The organism is uncultured Gimesia sp., from assembly GCF_963976445.1.
Classification (GTDB): domain Bacteria; phylum Planctomycetota; class Planctomycetia; order Planctomycetales; family Planctomycetaceae; genus Gimesia.
Genome location: NZ_CAXBKP010000019.1, coordinates 72,521 through 89,516 on the forward strand (window position 1 = coordinate 72,521; position 16,996 = coordinate 89,516).

The window sequence follows — 16,996 nt, forward strand, 5'->3', positions numbered from 1 at the left end:
ATGTAAGTTAATGTGGTAATGCAAAATGATTGTAATATCGTTGAGAGTGCATCAGGGTGAATCGGTATCCAGGCTACTGTGGTGGATTATGAAAAGGGCTTCCTTGCCCTTCAGATAACAGAAAAGATCCATCTTTATATTCCACGCAGCTCCAGGATATTTTATTCAACGTGTTTTTAATCCAGTAAAAACGCCGTCTGTGTTTAGCCCCATGGTAAACTTCAGGAGTGCCATGCAACTCAGGACTTCCGACCATACTGGGATTTGATTTAAAATAGTGTGTCAGCAAAATTCCGTCGCTGTTTCCGATGGATGTTTCTTTCTGCCATTTCATGCTATCAATCTCCAGAACATCTGGTGCCACGATGGAAGCTGGTTCTTCTTGAGGTCTCTCGTTCATGGAGCAGCCGATGACCAGGCAGAAACACACAAGTAAAGCACAGAAGAAACAAACGGAATCTGTTAGTTGCGTAAAAAAATACATTGGCAAAATCAACGAATAGGAATACAAAAATAAAACGAGCTACGCCGTCAGTAAAAATGGGGATCTGGTTAACTAAAATTCGCCGAGGACTTTGCCATCAGCTCGGTTAAACAGGTTGCGCAATGTTTCCAGGTCGATGTTTTCACCTAAAAAGCGAACACTTCCATCGCAGAGAAGAATATTGGCACCGCCTACATGCAGACTCCGTGCTCCCGATACAATCTCTCCATGGTGAACTACATCAGGAGAAAATGAATTAGGCGGAAGATAACCATGTACCAGAGTGCTGTAACCCAGACCCTGGATCCACGTACTCGCACGCCCACCCTCATATCTTGTAGCTGCTCTGGAAACCAGATCATCAGAGATTGCAGAACAGGGACCGCCGCCACTGACACGTTTCATTTGACGATCAGGATTTAACAGCATTGTTGTGTCGGGGCCTCTGTCTCCAAACAAGGTTTCCGCCATAAAGATCGTATTTGTTGTTCCGTCTGTAACATCACGCAGACGCGTGGACGAGCCCCGCCAGAACAGGCCATCGTTTTCAGTCGTACAATACTGAGTGTTAAGTCCGGAACCACCATTGACCATGTAATTGGAGCCAGCCCACACAGCCCCGTTGGAATCGGTATAAAATACATTACCGGCGTCGCTGGGGCACATGAAAATCGGGATGGTCTGCTTGACGACATGCACCAGAGCAGGATTCAGTGCTGCTGCCCAGGGGGAGCCTGACAGGAGAGGCTCTCTGAAGTCAATCAGGTTATGCAGATTTGCCTGGTCGATATACGGGAGCAGCTGGGCAGAAGGTGAATAGCCATAAAGTGAATCGGATGCTAACAGCGGCAGTCGGGAGTGAGTTTCGTAATAATTGTGTAACGCCAACCCCATCTGCTTCAGATTGTTTTTACACTGTGTCCGTCTCGCAGCTTCTCGCGCCATCTGGACCGCTGGGAGCAGCAGAGCAAGTAAGATCGCGATGATGGCAATCACGACCAGTAATTCGATGAGCGTAAAGCCCCGGTGTTTTCTGTTCATCTTTCCTCCAGGAAGGATCTGCGAATAATCAAAATTAAATCCGGCGTGTTGCGATGGCTTGCCTGATACTGAGTCGCTATAAAATGCACAATATCATTAATAGCCAGGTAGATGCAAATGCAAAACAGTTGCATTGATGTGTTTTTAAGAAATAGTACTCTTAGCTGCGGCAGTGGGGAGCAACGGCAGGATCGGTTTGGGGGGGAAGTAAGAGGGATCAATCAGTCCCAATGCGCAAGGGAAGTGTTTGCCCCATTCAGAAACGCAGAATGGGGCCTTTTTTAACTAGAATTCGTGCTGTTCCTGTAGGTCTACTTCAATGATTCCGTTTCGTTTTGCGCTCTCAAAATGCTGGAGCAAAATCCAATACTCAGGAATACAAAGCACAACAGGATCACCAGGGCCGGGTTCCTGTCTGGAAAATTCTCTGTTTCAATCATCTCTTCGCGCACTTCGCTCATTTCAATCCCCTCAACTTCGGGCAGAGATTGTGTCGGCTGAAGTGCTGATGATAAAGCAAGCTGGTAGTCAGACAGTGTCTGGGGGCTTGTTTCGTTGCCCGGAGCGTTCAGTTGCTGATTCAGGAATTTGTGAAAGGCTTGATTGCCACAAGTTTCATACGAGCAGGCTGCCCCATATTCGGCTAACAGTTCCGTATGGACTTCAGCCAGTCTCTGTAAAACTTCTTTTTCTGGTGACCAGTAACCTTTCCGGGCTGTCTCCAGCATTACTGCTGTCATATCTTGTAAGGCATACGGATTATTTTCTTCGAAGTACTCCCGCATTTTTAAGTCATGCTTATCTTCAATGTAGACACGGTAGGTTTCATCCCACATGTCCTTACTGATCGCCACAGGCTGCATCACATTCCAGTCGTCCCTGGCTGAGGCGCCTCCTGCTTTCAATGCCTGTTCCGTCTGTGCTGTTCCCTCACGAACGAAATTCGGTATGTTGAAAATTCTTTGTGATGAATCGAAGTCGTACGACTGATCGTCTTGTTTTGTTTCTTGTCGTTCTTTCTTCCGTTTGTGCGAATTCTGCGAATCAGAGGGTGACTGGGCCTTACTTTCAGGTTGCTGTGAGCTATCCGAATTGTTCTTTTTTTGCATTGCACCAGAGAGACCGTCCGGTTTTCGCCCTTGGTTTTGGGAATGTTTCTTTTTCTTCTTTCAAGGCTGCCTGGATTTTTGTACGTTCTTTTTCACTGAAGAGCGTTTCCGTTATTAAGTTTCCGACGAGAACTTCAGTGACAAACTGCCGGGCCAGATCCTGTCGGCACTCCATTGAGTCCTGGTCTGTCTCTTTACCCAGCGCAGACAGAAGTTGATCGACTCCCTGCTCTCCCAGCATCGCCGTGCGCAGTTCGTGATCTCTAGCGGCGGCTTCATCCCGAAATCGATGTCCCACCTTGGAAGAGTCTTTCGGACGGAGATGATGTCCTGCGTTTCGTTGCCGAAAGTAATTGACTATTCCCAGGAGCGAGAATTCGCGCAAAAATATCTGGAAGGTTGTGACAAACAGCAAAGCTGTCACCCACGATTGACATTGAGCGATCTGCGGAAGGAAACTGGATTGTCAAAACTAAAGTACTGGAAGCTTAATCGCCATTCTGCTGGTTAGACAAACGCATTCAGCTTCTCCATCCAGCGTTGTACCTGCATTGCATCTGAGTAGGTCGCCCCGGTGGGCACTGCTTCCACGTTACGCACAACCCGACAGAAGCAACGCAACTCCTCAGCCATCATTCCGCTGGGTGGGTTGGCACGCACTTCCAACGCCAGAGGCCAGGAGGCTTCACTGTCCCAGACAGATATCGGTCGTGGGTTAGGTTCAATGCGAGCAGACCAACCCACACCAAACACTTCGGTTCTATCAAACCCGCGCGGCGGCATCCCTGCGGGAGTTAAATACGAGGCAGCAAACGATGCCACCGGACCGCCGTTCCACTTGAGTTGTGCCAGAGCCAGATCAATGTCGCCTGTGGCTGTTCGATGAAATTGTGCACTGAAATGATCCGGTTCCGCACGATCGAGTAACACCTGTGTCGCATACAGGTCATGCACCATCGCAGCATGTAATGGGTTCTCGCCTGGAAAGTTCTCAATAATGCTCGCCGGTCGATGTCGTACGCAATCAATATAAGAAATCGAGCCACGTTCGCGGGCGACCTCCCGCAGCTCTTGATACTCGCTGTTAAACAGCACGATGTGTCCTATCATCAGGTTACTGGAATCGAGCCGCACCAGTGGAGCAAGGCTTTCTGCTTCTTCCAGACTATCTGCAATCGGCTTTTCCAACAGCACCACTTTGTCACGTTCGAGGAGTTCTCGCGCGACAGTCACGTGTGACTGCGTCGTACAGGCGACAACCCACGCCTCTGCGCCAGACTCCTCAATCGCCTGAGTCAGATTCGTCCACCCTGGCACATCGGGAAGTTCTTTGCTGATTGCGGCAAGGCTCTCCTGCCGACGCGCCACCACCCCCACCAGTTCCGCTTCTGCCAGCCGAGATAACGTCAATGAATGCAATCGCCCAAACCGACCCAAGCCAATGACACCTATTTTTACCGGCTTAAAACTCTTTGTAGGCATCGGTTATCCTCAGGTTTGATTGATATTTTATTCGCAGATAGACGCAGGATTTGCAGGTGGCTTTACAATATAGAAAATCTAATTTCACCATCAAGGCTCAACGACACTAAAATTATCAGGTTAGAAACCAACAGCCATTCACGGTATACCTGCTCGGACTCATGTCAGTGCTTTCAGCAGAGTTTGTTGTCAAAGATCTATTGGCTACGAGACTTAACGTGCGACAGTCTATTAGTACCCGACGATCGAAGGCACTGATTACTTTACTGATCGGACTCTCACCTTGGGCTACCTCCATGGCTAACTCACTCAGAACGCACCGATTCATTGATCAATTAATTACGATAATGCCGATAATTGTACCGGACTCACAACACGGATCACAGGTGTTATTGGGTGACTTGCTGCAAAGATCCATGGTGTTGCGCCCCCGTTTCGGGTAACATAATATATGTCAGGTTAAGGCTCTTGATTAGGCTTTGTGCGTATTGAAAGTCCTCATAGCCGCTTATTGAAGCGATTTTCAAACGCCGAGACTTTTAAGAGGATTCAAAGTTTCCTTTTGATATTGAACAGACTGCTCGCATGAACAATACAATCAATCGCCGTCGATTTATAATTCGGTCTGTTGCCGGATCTCTTGCTTTGCCTGGTCTGCCATCTTTGATGACGGGCTCACTTGCAGGTAATTCAACGATTACCGAGTCTCGCGGGGCGGGTGCAGGTGCTCAAAGGTTTGTTGCCGTCGGTAACTTACTCGGTTTTCAACAGAAGCATTTTTTTCCTGAGAAAGCAGGCAAAGCGTTTGAAGAGACGCCGTTGCTTAAACCTCTTGCAGCGAATCGTGATCAGCTTACGGTCTATCGCGGACTCGATCATGGACTTCGCGGTGGTCACTTTGCCGTGCATACGTTTCTGTCGGGTTTGCTCCATCACGAGTCCAAGAACCGCACAGACGGCAACGTCACCATTGATCAATTCATCGCTGATGAAGTCGGAAATCAGACACGATTTCCGTCGCTCACGGTCGGGTCTGAAGGCGGGATCCACGGTGGCTGCCAACTTTCATGGACGAAGTCAGGGGTTCGGGTTCCACCGATTACGGGGCCGGCGGAATTATTTGACCAATTATTCATGGCGGATTCGCGACAACTTCAGGTACAGAAAGTGAAGGAGAATTCACTGCAAGCGTCGATTCTTGATTCGATTCACGACGAGGCTCGTTCCCTTTCGAAACGAGTGAATAGTGAAGACAAAGCGAAACTGGATGAGTATTTCAGTTCCATTCGCGATGTCGAAAAACGACTGAAGCTCCGCCAGGTCTGGGCTGATCAGCCTAAGCCGAAGGCGCCATTCGACAAGCCCGCCGATAAGAACACGGTTGAGGACCTGCCCATGCTCTACGAGTTGATCGCGCTCGCGTTGCAGACAGATTCAACACGTATCGCAACACTTGAAATTGGCGGCAGCTTTTTGCCACAACACTTGGGTATTAATAAATCCTATCATGGTCTGTCGCATCACGGTAATGACGCAGAGGCGATCGCGCACCTGGTCACTCTTGAGCAATATCAACTCAAACAATTTGGGAAATTTTTGACCCGTCTGGCTGGCATACCAGATGGGGAGAAAACACTACTTGATTCGACCGCGGTACTGTTCGGCAGCGGCATGGGGAGCGCAAACTCACACACCAACTCAGACTTACCAATCATTCTGGCTGGAGGCGGGTATGGGAGTGGTGAATTCAAGAAAGCCCCCTCTAAAGGCCCGGGCAAGGTCCCGTTGTGCAACCTTTACCTTGATATCGCTCAGAAAATGGGCGTTGAGAAGGAATCATTCGGAACGAGCACCGGAAAGTTTTCCTAACGATGAATACGCAATTCTTTAAGGCGATCCGGATGAGAGCATTTCGCGTCGTTTGCGGATTAGCTATCGGCGTTTCCCTGCTGTCGCCTTGCTCTGCGGAAGAGACGCAGAACAAGCACAATGCGGCAGTCACCAGGCTTTTGGGTAAATACTGTCTTCAGTGCCATGACATCGCGACCGCCGATGGTGAGCGCGAGTTTGAATCGTTTTCACTGCCAATCAAAACTGAGCAGCAGCTGATCACCGCCGATGGAATTATCGATCAGGTCACACTTCGGAAGATGCCACCAGAAGAATCGGACCAGCCGACCGATGAAGAGAGACTCGTTTTAATCGGTGCCTTGCGAGATAGCATTCAGGAAGCACGAAGCCAATTTGAAAGCACTGGGGGACGCACCATCATGCGTCGACTTTCCAATCGCGAATATGAAAATACCCTGGCGACTCTGTTTGGTCGTCGTGTCGACACACTGGGATTAACTGCGGACTTCCCGCAGGAAGAGACCAGTCAGCACATGGACAATATCGGTGAGTCGCTGGTGACTTCCGGATTCCTGTTGGATCAGTATTTTCAAGCAGCATCCCGGCTGGTCGAGGCTCGTCTTGGAAAACCTGTGATGAAACCAAAGTCGTGGCACTTCACTGACAATTTCAAACAGTACGAAGAACTGTCGGGCTCTCATCGAAGTGTCTTCAAATATCGGTATCTCTGTCTCTACGAACAGCCCAACACAGACACGCGTCAAGGTGGCTATGGGCACATCGAAGATTTCCTGGCGGGTGTACCGGTCTCAGGACTTTATGACATTCAAGTTCATGCTCAAGCGATGCACCGCGATACTCACTACGATCCCAAGATTTTCCGCATCGACTTTTCAGAACCCTTTCAATTGGCCGTGGTTCCCGGTGATGTGAAGAAGGGACATATCCATTATCCCCAATCGATCGAACCGATCCTGGCAAGCGATGTTGTTCCGGATGACAAACCAGAGTGGTTGAACTTTCGTGTCTGGCTTGAAGTGGGACAGACACCTCGCTTCATTTTTCCAAACGGACCTTATGAGTCGCGGGCATCGGTCATCTCAGTCAACAAACGCTACAAAGATGAATTTAAGAATCCGGATACCGGTGTCAGCCGGAAGGCTCTGCTTCGCGAGGGAAAGCTGCCTCATATCAGGATCGGCGAAATCAAAATCCATGGTCCGATTACAGAACCAGTCGGCAGCAAAGAAGAAGTCGCGGTATTCGGGAATCATGGGTTTCAGGAAGACCATGCTTTTGAACAACTCTTTGTCTTTGCAAAAAAAGCCTATCGGCGTCCGTTGAACGAATCCGATCAACGGCGGATCAAAGTGCTCTACGAACAGCGATTGTCCGAGCAAGCGACGCCACGTCAAGCGGCTCTTGATACATTGAAGATGATACTATGCTCTCCCTCGTTTTTATACCTCAGCGAAATTACTCCAGAGGATGAGCTCGAGTTACACCCGTATGATCTTGCGTCCCGTCTTTCCTATGCTTTATGGACAGCACCGCCTGATGAAGAATTGTTCGCCGCGGCCGCTTCTGGTCGCTTGAAGGATAAGGATGAATTGAACAAGCAGGTTCTACGTCTGCTAAAAGATCCGCGCTCTAATGAATTCGTCAATGGTTTTCTTGACAGCTGGCTCAATCTTCGAGCAATCGGTGATCTGCCTCCACCACGAAAAACTGCCTGGGAATACTACGCTCAGAACTTGCCTGAATCAATGAAACAGGAGGCACGATTGTTTTTCCGTTCCCTGCTTGACGAGAACGGATCTGTGGCGAATTTTCTGGACGCTGATTATACATTTGTTGACAAGAAATTGGCCAATCTCTACCGGTTACCAGAGAAAGACACGCTACGACTGAATGATGGCTTTCAACGGGTCAAGCTCACTGGGACCAAGCAGCGTGGAGGGTTGTTAGGCATGGCTGGCGTCCTGACGGTCAGCGCCAATGGCGTCGATACCTCTCCGGTAACGCGAGGTGTCTGGGTTCTCGAAAATATATTCGGAACACCATCACCACCTCCGCCGGACGAAGTGCCTGCCATCGAGGCTGATGTCAGTGGAGCAACGACAATTCGTGATAGACTGGCAAAACACAGCACGGACCAAACGTGTTACGTCTGTCATCGAAACATCGATCCACACGGTCACGCACTTGAATCATTTGGCCCCATCGGCCGGTGGCGAGACAAGTACCCCAAACCGAAAAGAAAAGGAGTCGGTCCAAAGGTCGATCCGACAGGCAAACTTCCTTCTGGCGAAACATTCACTGATTTTGCGAGCTTTAAACATGTGCTGCTCGAAAACCGACTTGATCAGTTCGCCCTCTGTCTTATCGAGAAGCTACTCACCTACTCAACCGGACGACAGATGGAACGGTCCGACCAGTTCGAGATCGAAGACATACTGAAACGTGTGAAAGCCAAACACTACGGTCTGCAAACAATCGTGATCGAAGTCATGACTTCCCAAATCTTACGATCGCGATGAAACAATCAGCAAATTTGTAGTCCCTAGGCCTGCTAGGAGCAAAGTTGCGTCAGGTACAAATCAGGCGTTTCTGCACAGGGACAAAAACGGGACAAGTGGGGGCACAAAAAAACGATGGCTCGCAAACCCCCCTAATTTATGTGAGGATGCGAGCCATCGTTCTTTGGATGCGGAGAGAGGGGGATTCTCTGAACGCTCATTTGTTGCCGGGCTTCCCATGTGTTTGAGTCCGTAATAATAGACTTATTCTACAGACCGTCAAGAACTATTATTACGTAATAATTCATTTAAGGCAAAAAGGAATGCCACAAAAGTGCCACAAAGATTTGAGCTACTCGGTAGTATAGTCGAATGAGTCCCCTCAGCTTTTAGTGGTTGCCAGTGCGCAGTTCGTGATCTCCAACGGCGAATTCACCCTGTGGTCGCTGTTCACCTTGCAAGAGCCATTTCGGGTGGCAATGATCCCTGTGTTTCATTGCCGAAAGGACTGGACTATTCCCAAGTGCGAGAACTCGCGCAAGAATGTCGGGACAAACAGCATGGCAGCGATTTTAGGATGAAGCTTCCGTAGCAGATCATGAATTGCGCGGACCATCCATCCAAACTCTGCACCTCGCACACTCAACTACTGACCGTAAGAAGTTCCTCACACATCCGACAGATCTCAGCTCGTTTCGCATCCATCCGTGATTCTCTCGCCGCGAGTCGTACCTCCTGAAGTTGCCGCGGTATCTCTTTACCGGATCCAAAGTACATCTCGTCAGGCGTCTGCCCTTGGAACGCGAAATGTGATAAATGCGTGTTTTGTTGCTCCATAGTGAACACGATCAGTTTCTCGATCATTTGCGCAGAATCCAGTTCATTCAAATAAAGCCATTAGTGCTTAAGCACGCGCAACCATAATTCGATGAGCGAGTTGGAATATTGAGTTTCGGTCTGTGCCAGGACTCGTTTCAATAGTCCGGACTCGATGATCTCATCGACGAATACGATTGGCTTTTCCACTAGCGAGAACTCGCGCGAAAATGAAGGGAATGCGTGGCAAACAGGACTGCAGATTTCACAGACATAAAACGTATTGGCTTCGGAACCAGAAACTTTTTCTTACCTTGTAATCTTCTTTTGCTGTTGAAACATCCATTCCATCATCGCACTTGGTTCTTGAAACGCCTCACTCCAGCAGTTATGTCCAACTCCTGGTAATTCATGATAAATGATATTTCCATTTTTTTTCTGAATCGCTTCGACCATATTTCTTGAAGAAGAAACGTCAATAACATTATCTGCATCTCCATGTACGACCCAGAAAGGGATCTTTGTAAGCAAAGAAGCCGTCGCAGGATCAGCCTGACCACAAAAAGGAGCAACTCCTGCAAAGATATCTGGTTCGTAGGCAGCAAAGCTCCAGCAGCCGTTCCCTCCCATGGAAAGCCCGATCAGATAAATCCGACTGCGATTTATGTTCTCATACTCATTCATCGTTTTTTCTAAAGCAGCGTACAGTAACTCAATCATATCCAACTCTTCCCACCAGCGTTCTCGTGGACACTGGGGAACAAGCACATAACACGAGTATTTCTCTCTCCAGGCTTTACGTGATAATTGAGTCGGAAGTGAACCTAATGGTATCCTGTTATCGTCCCCACGGCTCCCTGCTCCATGCAGAAAAATGACCAGAGGGTATTTCGTTTTGGTAGTATTCATTTTCGGTTTCATTAATCGATAATTGAGTGAGGATTGCCCTTCCGGTGTGTCTAAGAGCACTTGATTTTTGGCAAAATGTGCGATTACTTCAGGGGAGATATATCTTAGTTTTCCCCTGGCCTGCCCTGCGTTCTCCTCCCAGATAAAAGGAAGTATTAATAGATTGATCAACAGTTGTACTGAAAGACAAATCAACAGAAATCTGATATCCAGATTCGAAACATTGTGACCTGATGCGTTTGTGTTGTTAGAATCTGATCTATTCATTTCGGGGAAACCATATTCTGTGATACGACGAGTTGGTATTTCAGTCAAACAGGAAATAACATTTCACTCTATTCACAATGAGCTACTTTCTTTTAGCAGATTCTGGTTCCGGCTTTGTGATGATTTCACAGTATTTCAAGGATTGTTTTAATTCACCAACATCTTGATCGTTCATATAGGTATTCGACACATCCAACTTGATCAGGTTGGTAAACCCCTTTAGCAAGTTCAAATGAGTGGGGCGGAGACTGGTGCCACTTAAATTCAGTTCTGTCAGTTTCTTACAGCCACTTAAACCACCCAGTCCAGACCCGTCAATTTTCGTTTTCGATAGGTCAAGGGTTTTCAATTTTTCAAATTGCCCAATCGATTCTAAACCAGCGTCAGCCACACTGGTCTCAGAAAGATTGAGCGTTCTGAGTTGAGGCAAATTCGTAAGATTTAAAATCGCACGATCATCAATGTTAGTGCGAGACAGATTGAGACTATAGAGTTGTTTCAGCCCTGAGATTTCCTTCATTTCTTCAGATTGAAGGTTATCTTTTTTTATGAGCTGAATCGCCCGAATTAAAAAATGCTCGGCTGGCAACTGTTCTAATTTTTTTGCATGTTTAGAACGACCATCTAAAAAAACAGTCACACTTCCTTTTTTGCTGAGCACCCAATAGGCGGCCGTCTCATCTGTGACAGTCCTGGGAGGTTCCCCACATCCGGTGATGCAGAATAATGTTAATAAGATTCCAATCTGACGATGATACTTTTTGAGAAAAAACATTACTCTCACCTTCTTGCTTCACAATCACTCATAATTCAGATCTGACACCTGAAAGACAGATCACTTGATCCCACCATACTACTGAAACAGATTTATGCCTGACTTGCGTTCCCTAATTCATTTTTTGTGTCTTTTCGCTTTTAAAAGATCAATATCAGCCTGAGAAATCTCATAAATGTGGATTGAATATCCAGCACGCGCGACTGGTTCTAAATCCAGGAAGTACCTGTAGGCAGACTCGTCCACATATTGCTTCTCTCCCGCTGCATTAAAGGGCGGCAGTGTATCCAGACCATATATGTGATTCACACTAATGGCGTAACGTCCGGGGACGAGAGATCTATTCGCTGAATCCTTGAGGTCATCAACTCCCTCTGGCCATTCGGGGGGAAGCTGAAATTCAATACCAGCGACCTGCGGTGCAAATAAGCCATAATAAGCAAGATAAAATGGTTCCGAACTGGGGTGCTGTTCCAACCAGCGTTTCAAGTCATGCAAATCTTGTCCCCAGTCAAGGTTGCTATTGATCAGATGACGATAACCCTGCGAAGGACCGCCGATCAATTCGTTAAAATAAGCGAGGCTGTGTGGATAAATCCATAAACTTGACGCAACCGACCAGAGTAGTGGTACTGCAATCACCAGTGATCGATACGATTTGAAAGATATGATGATCTGGGCAGATTTACTGATCCAGATGATTCCAAAGGGGAAAATTGGCAGTATATATCGTAGATGGGCATTGTAATCGGTTTCAGAACTCACGAAGACGAAGAGCAGCATCAGCGGTGCGAGGAGGACTATTTCATCTCTCCAATTGTCCCCCTGCCCGCGTTGAATCTGAAATAAGGTGTATACAGCAGCCAGTAGCGTCAGAAGCCAGACACCTAGAGGAACCTTGATCGCCAGCGCATAGAGGTAGTAATACCAGAAGCCATGGGGATAAAGTTTTCCTCGAAAAAACGTCTGGCGTTCTCGTTCAAAGTCCTGCTTTTGAATATCGATTCCAATGACATACTGAGCCGGTAATGGCACTGGGATATGCTCCAGCCATGTCCCCGTAAATCGATTGCCGGTCTGGCCCTTGTTCATATCTGTAGCAGGACCTCTTAAAGTAGCACTGATGAATTCATATTTGCCGAGTGGCTTGAATGCCCCGTCATATCCATAGCCCAGATTCAGAATATGCAAAGCAAGCAACAGCAGGACGGCCAACTGGGCTCCCTGACGCCAGACAGAGAGTTTTGTCTCCGTATAACGCGGAAAACACAACCAAAAAAGCCAAAGGCACGGCCAGAGACCGAAAAACAAAATCAGGGTAAATTTTGTCAGTTCAGCAAGCCCCAGCAGACATCCCGCAGCAATCGCGCGTCCCCAGGTCGGATGCTGTAACCATCGCCAAAACAGCCAGGCTGTAGCCACGGCCATTGCCGTGGCCCCCGCATCGGGTGTGATAAACGCACCATGCGCCAGCATATTGGGACTGAAAACCCACAACGTAAGAGCAAGCAATCCTGAAGTATCTCCATAGAGCGCACGCGCCCAGAAAAAACAGACCAGACCACCAAGCAGGCTGAAGGGGATACACGCCCAGCGTGCCAGTGTCATGATCCAAAACGAGCGTTCGCCATTTGCCTTCATAAAAGCGGGGCCAATTGTAAATATAGGACGTGCTTCGGGACCTTCGTAGAAAGCGTCCCAGTCTGTTTTCATACCAGCCATGATTACTGGAAATGCACCTGTCATTCGAATCAAGGGGGGATTCACACGATACAGCTCAAAGCGACCTGATTGCCAGTTACTGACCCCAGCTGCCAAATGTCCTGGTTCATTGGCATTAGGACTTTGCCGTATCGCCAGATACCCCAGGAGGAGTGCCTGAACCGCAAGTAATCCCCCAACAAGACAGGGGACCATTTGCGGAGACACAATTGCTGAAGGATGAGCTGTGCTGTTTGATGAAGTCACTTTTACTTACTTTCAGCCAGTTTCTGAGCAGGACGTAGATCTATAATACGCACGGTTGGATTGCTGAATGCGAAACTGCGATACACTGGTCTGATCTCGACAAAAGGAAAAGTAAACCATTCTTCATATTGCCGATGCCGATTGTATATGTATTCGTCCTGCCCGGAAGTTATGGCACCACGGTAATATCGTTCATAACGAAAATCACTGGCGACGACAAAATCATACCCTTGATTTCGGAGTTCTTCCGGAGTGAAATCACCGATCGACCGGACATCGTTTTTTGCAGCAGCATACTGTTCGAAAAACGGTTTTCCCCCCGTTTGGGAAAGCCATTCCGCTGCCTGCTGTCGTGTATCATGTTTCCAATTCATATAATAATCCAGTTGTAACGTGTCTCCAAAGGAGATGCTCAAGCTGATGCCCAATAATAATACGAGGCCTTTTCTGGCATAGCTGTTTTCGAAATGATTCGACAAGAGCTGAATCCCTCGGACTGAAAAATAAATCATGGCGGGAGCAATCTGCAGAATGTAGCGGGAATAACCTGGCGGAGGTTTGGAAGGAGAAATTTCGGGAATCAAATAATAAAAAACAACAAACAGTAGAAACAGACGATCGACATCCTGTGTCTCCTTCCACCAGAAAAACAGAACGATTATTCCTGTCACTGCTAACAACGTGACCGAAAGTGTTAAACCTGGAATGACGCTATTGAAGAGATGAAAGGAAAACCAATGCTCTAAAGGAGAAACAGAAATTGAGTGTCCTGTTGCAGCATGAGCCCCTTCATGCCTGACCCCCTCAAGGAATATTTCAGGAGCTTCCAGAATCGGATAGTTCACACTTAAGAACACATAAATTCCCAAAAAACCGGCGGCAATTAAATAGCCGTAGTAACTTAGTTTTTTGGGAATTGAAATCAGAAGGGGAATCAAAACAGCGATGAGAACTAACAAGGCAGACTTATAATGTGCCGACCATGCCAGGCCCGTTGTAATGCCTAGGGGAATCGCTGTTTTCCAGTGGGGATGATCGATGAATTTGAGAATAAACCATAAGGCTGCCATGGCGCAGGCAGTGAACAACATATCTTCTTTCATGTAATGGGCATGAACGACAAGAATCGGGGAAACCGCCACTCCCGCTGTCACAAGTAATGCCCAGCGGTCATTCATCGTTCTCTTTGCAAACAAGAATGAAAAGAACACGATAATGACTCCGGAAAGTGCAGACACCCAGCGACCGATCAAAACAACACGTTCATCTTCAAAGCCGCAAAGCAGATTTCCCAAACGAGCCAACTGGAGCATTAATATCGGAATATGAAAATCCTGCTCGTAGTTGAGTGTGAATCGAACTTTCTTGGGTTCGTCTCCGTGGTAACCCACAGGGAAATCATTGTTCCACAAATTTAATATTAATGAGAGGAGAAGCAGGCCTCCCAGAAACCATTTCGCGCCCGAGTTCATAAATACTCTTCTTGTGTCTATTTATTCTGATATGAACATCCAAGATACAAACAGCATATACATTTCAAGATCATACAGTAAAATGTCTAGAACTAATAATACAAACATTCAGATTCTCCAAAAGCAAACCACAATGCCTGAAATCATTGATTGCAATTCTCAAAAAGACAATTCTCCCCTGGATCTGACAATCTTGCTCCCGGCATACAATGAAGAAAATGCGATTGAGTCACTGATCGCTGAAATCCGAAACGCCATGGCAGAATGGAGTGGGAAATGGGAAATTCTGGTTGTTGATGACTGCTCTAGTGATAACACTGCTGCCAAAGCTTCTCTGAGTGGAGTTCGTGTAGTCAAACGTGTTGAGAACGGCGGATCCGGTGCCAGCCGTAAAACGGGGATCCGTGAATCACAGGGGAAATTAATTGCCATGCTGGATGCCGATGGGAGCTATGATCCCAGCTCTCTTCCAGAACTGCTATCATATTTCCCGGACTATGATCAGGTTAATGGCGCGAGAACCAGCGAGCAAGGTACCATCAAATTCCTGCGGGTTCCGATCAAATGGAGCATACGCAAGTTGGCGGAAATTGTCAGCGGAAAAAAAATCCCCGATTTGAATACAGGTCTGAAAATTTTCAAACGGGATCTAATGCGAAATTACCTCTGGGTTATCCCGGATGGTTTTTCTTGCGTGACTTCAATGACACTCGCGTTCATGTGTAATGGGCACTCCGTTAAATACATTCCAGTCACTTATCGAAAACGCATTGGCAAATCAAAATTCCATCCCATTCACGATACACTACAATATTTCCTGACCGTCCTCAGAATGATCACCTATTTCAGACCCCTCAGAGTTCTGGCACCATTGGCATTTTCACTGGGAGCAATCGGAGTTCTGCGAGCGTCTTATCATATCTTTTATTCACCCGATTTAGGGATCACAGATTCCGACGTAATTTTAATTGTGACCGGGCTCATGATTCTGGTTGCTGGCATGCTGGCCGACTTAATTGTCAAGCAACGCCAGAGCTAATAAATACGCAAAATGCGGACATCCGCATATTGATGCGGTCATTCTTTTTCTTCCCCAATCTTGGATTCATACCACCAACGAGGATCACGGTGCAGTGTATGGCAAACCTCGTAATCACCGAAATCAGATTCAGGATTGATTTCACATAGAATGCGAAATCCATTGCGCACATTTCTTGATCCGGGAGCGCGCTCCATTCGTCTTCCGGAACGGCAATAATACTCGTTACTCCCCCAACACCCACCTCGTAAGACTCTGGACGATCCCGTTTGTGGCCCCTGCGGATCAACTTTGGGGGAATGAGAATAATACTCCTCGTCACACCAGTCCATACACCATTCGCGAACATTTCCGTGTGTATCGAACAGTCCAAAATGGTTTTGGGGAAAAGTGCCGACGGGGGATGTATTAGCATATCCGTCCTTCCAGGGAGAGGCATCCTGCATGTGAACAATGAGTCCCGGGTTGACTGTCTGGTCAGAGTGATTCTCCATGGGGCCATAGTACCACAGGCTATTACCGGTATTGAACACGGTTTCTGTCCCCGCCCGACAGGCAAATTCCCATTCCGCCTCATAGGGAAGTCGATAGGTACGATTTTCTTTTTCGCTTAACCAGCGGCAAAAAGCCATCGCGTCAAACCAGGTAACATTCACAACCGGATGTGTTTCATCCTGTTCAAATCCCACTTTTTCCCAGGGATGAATGGCATCTTCGACCCAATTCCCTGCACTGAGATTTGCCTGGGACACTCCTGCTGCATCACGGCGCGGATCAATCTGATATTTTGTGTCATCCACAAACTGCCTGAAATCTTTCAAAGAGACTTCATGCACACAAAGATAATACGGTTTCGAAAGAGAGACTTCATGTTGAGGTTGCTCACGCATTTTGACCGCTTTTTCATTGGGGCCGGCACCCATTATAAATGTGCCGGGAGGAATCAATGCAAAACGCATCTCAAGTGTATTTTGCATTGATTCAGGAACCTTCAAATGAAGCCCCCAGTCGGCCTGGAAGACAGCCGCCTGTGCTTCTGAAAAAGGCGCAATGGCAGGCGAAGGAATTTTGGTTGATTCTGGTCGCATCACCCAGGCAAAACAGATTAAATCCCCCAGAAAAAACAGGGTGAGCCCCATGACCATAATGCGTTTTCTGGTCTTGCTTCTGCTATTGGTATGACCTGATTTGGAATTCTTAATAAAGTTGTTTTGATTCAGATCGTTTTGATTTTGCATTTGCCGCACCTCATCATATTCTTCGT

At 47.4% G+C, this 16,996-nt stretch carries 13 protein-coding genes; 3 read left to right on the forward strand and 10 right to left on the reverse strand.

Annotated features, from left to right (window positions below):
* Nucleotides 1-73: 73 nt before the first annotated feature.
* The 5 genes from AAC022_RS19185 to AAC022_RS19205 all read right to left on the reverse strand — a co-directional run bounded on the left by AAC022_RS19185 (nucleotide 74) and on the right by AAC022_RS19205 (nucleotide 4,116).
* A complete protein-coding gene (locus tag AAC022_RS19185) occupies nucleotides 74-334 on the reverse strand; it encodes a hypothetical protein (RefSeq protein ID WP_339733623.1) in 261 nt (86 codons plus the stop codon).
* A gap of 222 nt (nucleotides 335-556) precedes the next feature.
* Entirely contained in the window at nucleotides 557-1,525 is a 969-nt protein-coding gene (locus AAC022_RS19190; RefSeq protein WP_339733624.1) for a DUF1559 domain-containing protein, read from the reverse strand.
* A gap of 311 nt (nucleotides 1,526-1,836) precedes the next feature.
* Nucleotides 1,837-2,634 carry a cobaltochelatase subunit CobN gene (locus AAC022_RS19195; protein ID WP_339733625.1) on the reverse strand — a complete coding sequence of 266 codons (798 nt, stop codon included), beginning with the start codon at nucleotides 2,632-2,634 and terminating at the stop codon, nucleotides 1,837-1,839.
* Complete coding sequence (locus tag AAC022_RS19200; RefSeq protein WP_339733626.1) at nucleotides 2,609-2,932, reverse strand: hypothetical protein; 324 nt, start codon at nucleotides 2,930-2,932, stop codon at nucleotides 2,609-2,611. The genes AAC022_RS19195 and AAC022_RS19200 overlap by 26 nt, the downstream gene beginning before the upstream one ends.
* 209 nt (nucleotides 2,933-3,141) lie before the next feature.
* Nucleotides 3,142-4,116 (reverse strand): Gfo/Idh/MocA family oxidoreductase, encoded by a 975-nt coding sequence (locus AAC022_RS19205; protein WP_339733627.1) that lies wholly within the window; start codon nucleotides 4,114-4,116, stop codon nucleotides 3,142-3,144.
* A 666-nt stretch (nucleotides 4,117-4,782) separates the two neighbouring features.
* Between AAC022_RS19205 and AAC022_RS19210 the strand changes: the two genes are divergently transcribed.
* Together AAC022_RS19210 and AAC022_RS19215 are read left to right on the forward strand one after the other, a co-directional pair.
* On the forward strand, nucleotides 4,783-5,985 hold the full coding sequence (locus tag AAC022_RS19210; protein ID WP_339733628.1) for a DUF1552 domain-containing protein: 1,203 nt from the start codon (nucleotides 4,783-4,785) through the stop codon (nucleotides 5,983-5,985).
* A 32-nt stretch (nucleotides 5,986-6,017) separates the two neighbouring features.
* Nucleotides 6,018-8,507, forward strand: a complete 2,490-nt coding sequence (locus tag AAC022_RS19215; protein ID WP_339733629.1) for a DUF1592 domain-containing protein — start codon at nucleotides 6,018-6,020, stop codon at nucleotides 8,505-8,507.
* Nucleotides 8,508-9,611: 1,104 nt separating this feature from the next.
* Here the strand turns inward: AAC022_RS19215 and AAC022_RS19220 are convergent.
* The 4 genes from AAC022_RS19220 to AAC022_RS19235 form a co-directional block, all read right to left on the reverse strand.
* Complete coding sequence (locus AAC022_RS19220; RefSeq protein WP_339733630.1) at nucleotides 9,612-10,526, reverse strand: dienelactone hydrolase family protein; 915 nt, start codon at nucleotides 10,524-10,526, stop codon at nucleotides 9,612-9,614.
* A gap of 34 nt (nucleotides 10,527-10,560) precedes the next feature.
* Nucleotides 10,561-11,118 (reverse strand): hypothetical protein, encoded by a 558-nt coding sequence (locus AAC022_RS19225; protein ID WP_339733631.1) that lies wholly within the window; start codon nucleotides 11,116-11,118, stop codon nucleotides 10,561-10,563.
* 252 nt (nucleotides 11,119-11,370) lie between these two features.
* Entirely contained in the window at nucleotides 11,371-13,221 is a 1,851-nt protein-coding gene (locus AAC022_RS19230; RefSeq protein ID WP_339733632.1) for a glycosyltransferase family 39 protein, read from the reverse strand.
* 2 nt (nucleotides 13,222-13,223) lie between these two features.
* Entirely contained in the window at nucleotides 13,224-14,693 is a 1,470-nt protein-coding gene (locus tag AAC022_RS19235; protein ID WP_339733633.1) for a glycosyltransferase family 39 protein, read from the reverse strand.
* Between the two features lie 133 nt (nucleotides 14,694-14,826).
* Here AAC022_RS19235 and AAC022_RS19240 point away from each other — a divergent pair, with 133 nt between their 5' ends.
* Nucleotides 14,827-15,732, forward strand: coding sequence for a glycosyltransferase family 2 protein (locus AAC022_RS19240; RefSeq protein WP_339733634.1), 906 nt, complete (start codon nucleotides 14,827-14,829; stop codon nucleotides 15,730-15,732).
* Nucleotides 15,733-15,770: 38 nt separating this feature from the next.
* Here AAC022_RS19240 and AAC022_RS19245 read toward each other — a convergent pair whose 3' ends face one another.
* Entirely contained in the window at nucleotides 15,771-16,970 is a 1,200-nt protein-coding gene (locus AAC022_RS19245) for a formylglycine-generating enzyme family protein (RefSeq protein ID WP_339733635.1), read from the reverse strand.
* Between the last annotated feature and the right edge of the window lie 26 nt (nucleotides 16,971-16,996).

Excerpts from the sequence above, each read along its gene's own strand:
- AAC022_RS19185 (WP_339733623.1), bottom strand. The coding sequence starts at position 334 with ATGAAATGGCAGAAAGAAACATCCATCGGAAACAGCGACGGAATTTTG.
- AAC022_RS19190 (WP_339733624.1), bottom strand. The coding sequence starts at position 1,525 with ATGAACAGAAAACACCGGGGCTTTACGCTCATCGAATTACTGGTCGTG.
- AAC022_RS19195 (WP_339733625.1), bottom strand. The coding sequence starts at position 2,634 with ATGCAAAAAAAGAACAATTCGGATAGCTCACAGCAACCTGAAAGTAAG.
- AAC022_RS19205 (WP_339733627.1), bottom strand. The coding sequence starts at position 4,116 with ATGCCTACAAAGAGTTTTAAGCCGGTAAAAATAGGTGTCATTGGCTTG.
- AAC022_RS19210 (WP_339733628.1), top strand. The coding sequence starts at position 4,783 with ATGACGGGCTCACTTGCAGGTAATTCAACGATTACCGAGTCTCGCGGG.
- AAC022_RS19215 (WP_339733629.1), top strand. The coding sequence starts at position 6,018 with ATGAGAGCATTTCGCGTCGTTTGCGGATTAGCTATCGGCGTTTCCCTG.
- AAC022_RS19235 (WP_339733633.1), bottom strand. The coding sequence starts at position 14,693 with ATGAACTCGGGCGCGAAATGGTTTCTGGGAGGCCTGCTTCTCCTCTCA.
- AAC022_RS19240 (WP_339733634.1), top strand. The coding sequence starts at position 14,827 with ATGCCTGAAATCATTGATTGCAATTCTCAAAAAGACAATTCTCCCCTG.
- AAC022_RS19245 (WP_339733635.1), bottom strand. The coding sequence starts at position 16,970 with ATGCAAAATCAAAACGATCTGAATCAAAACAACTTTATTAAGAATTCC.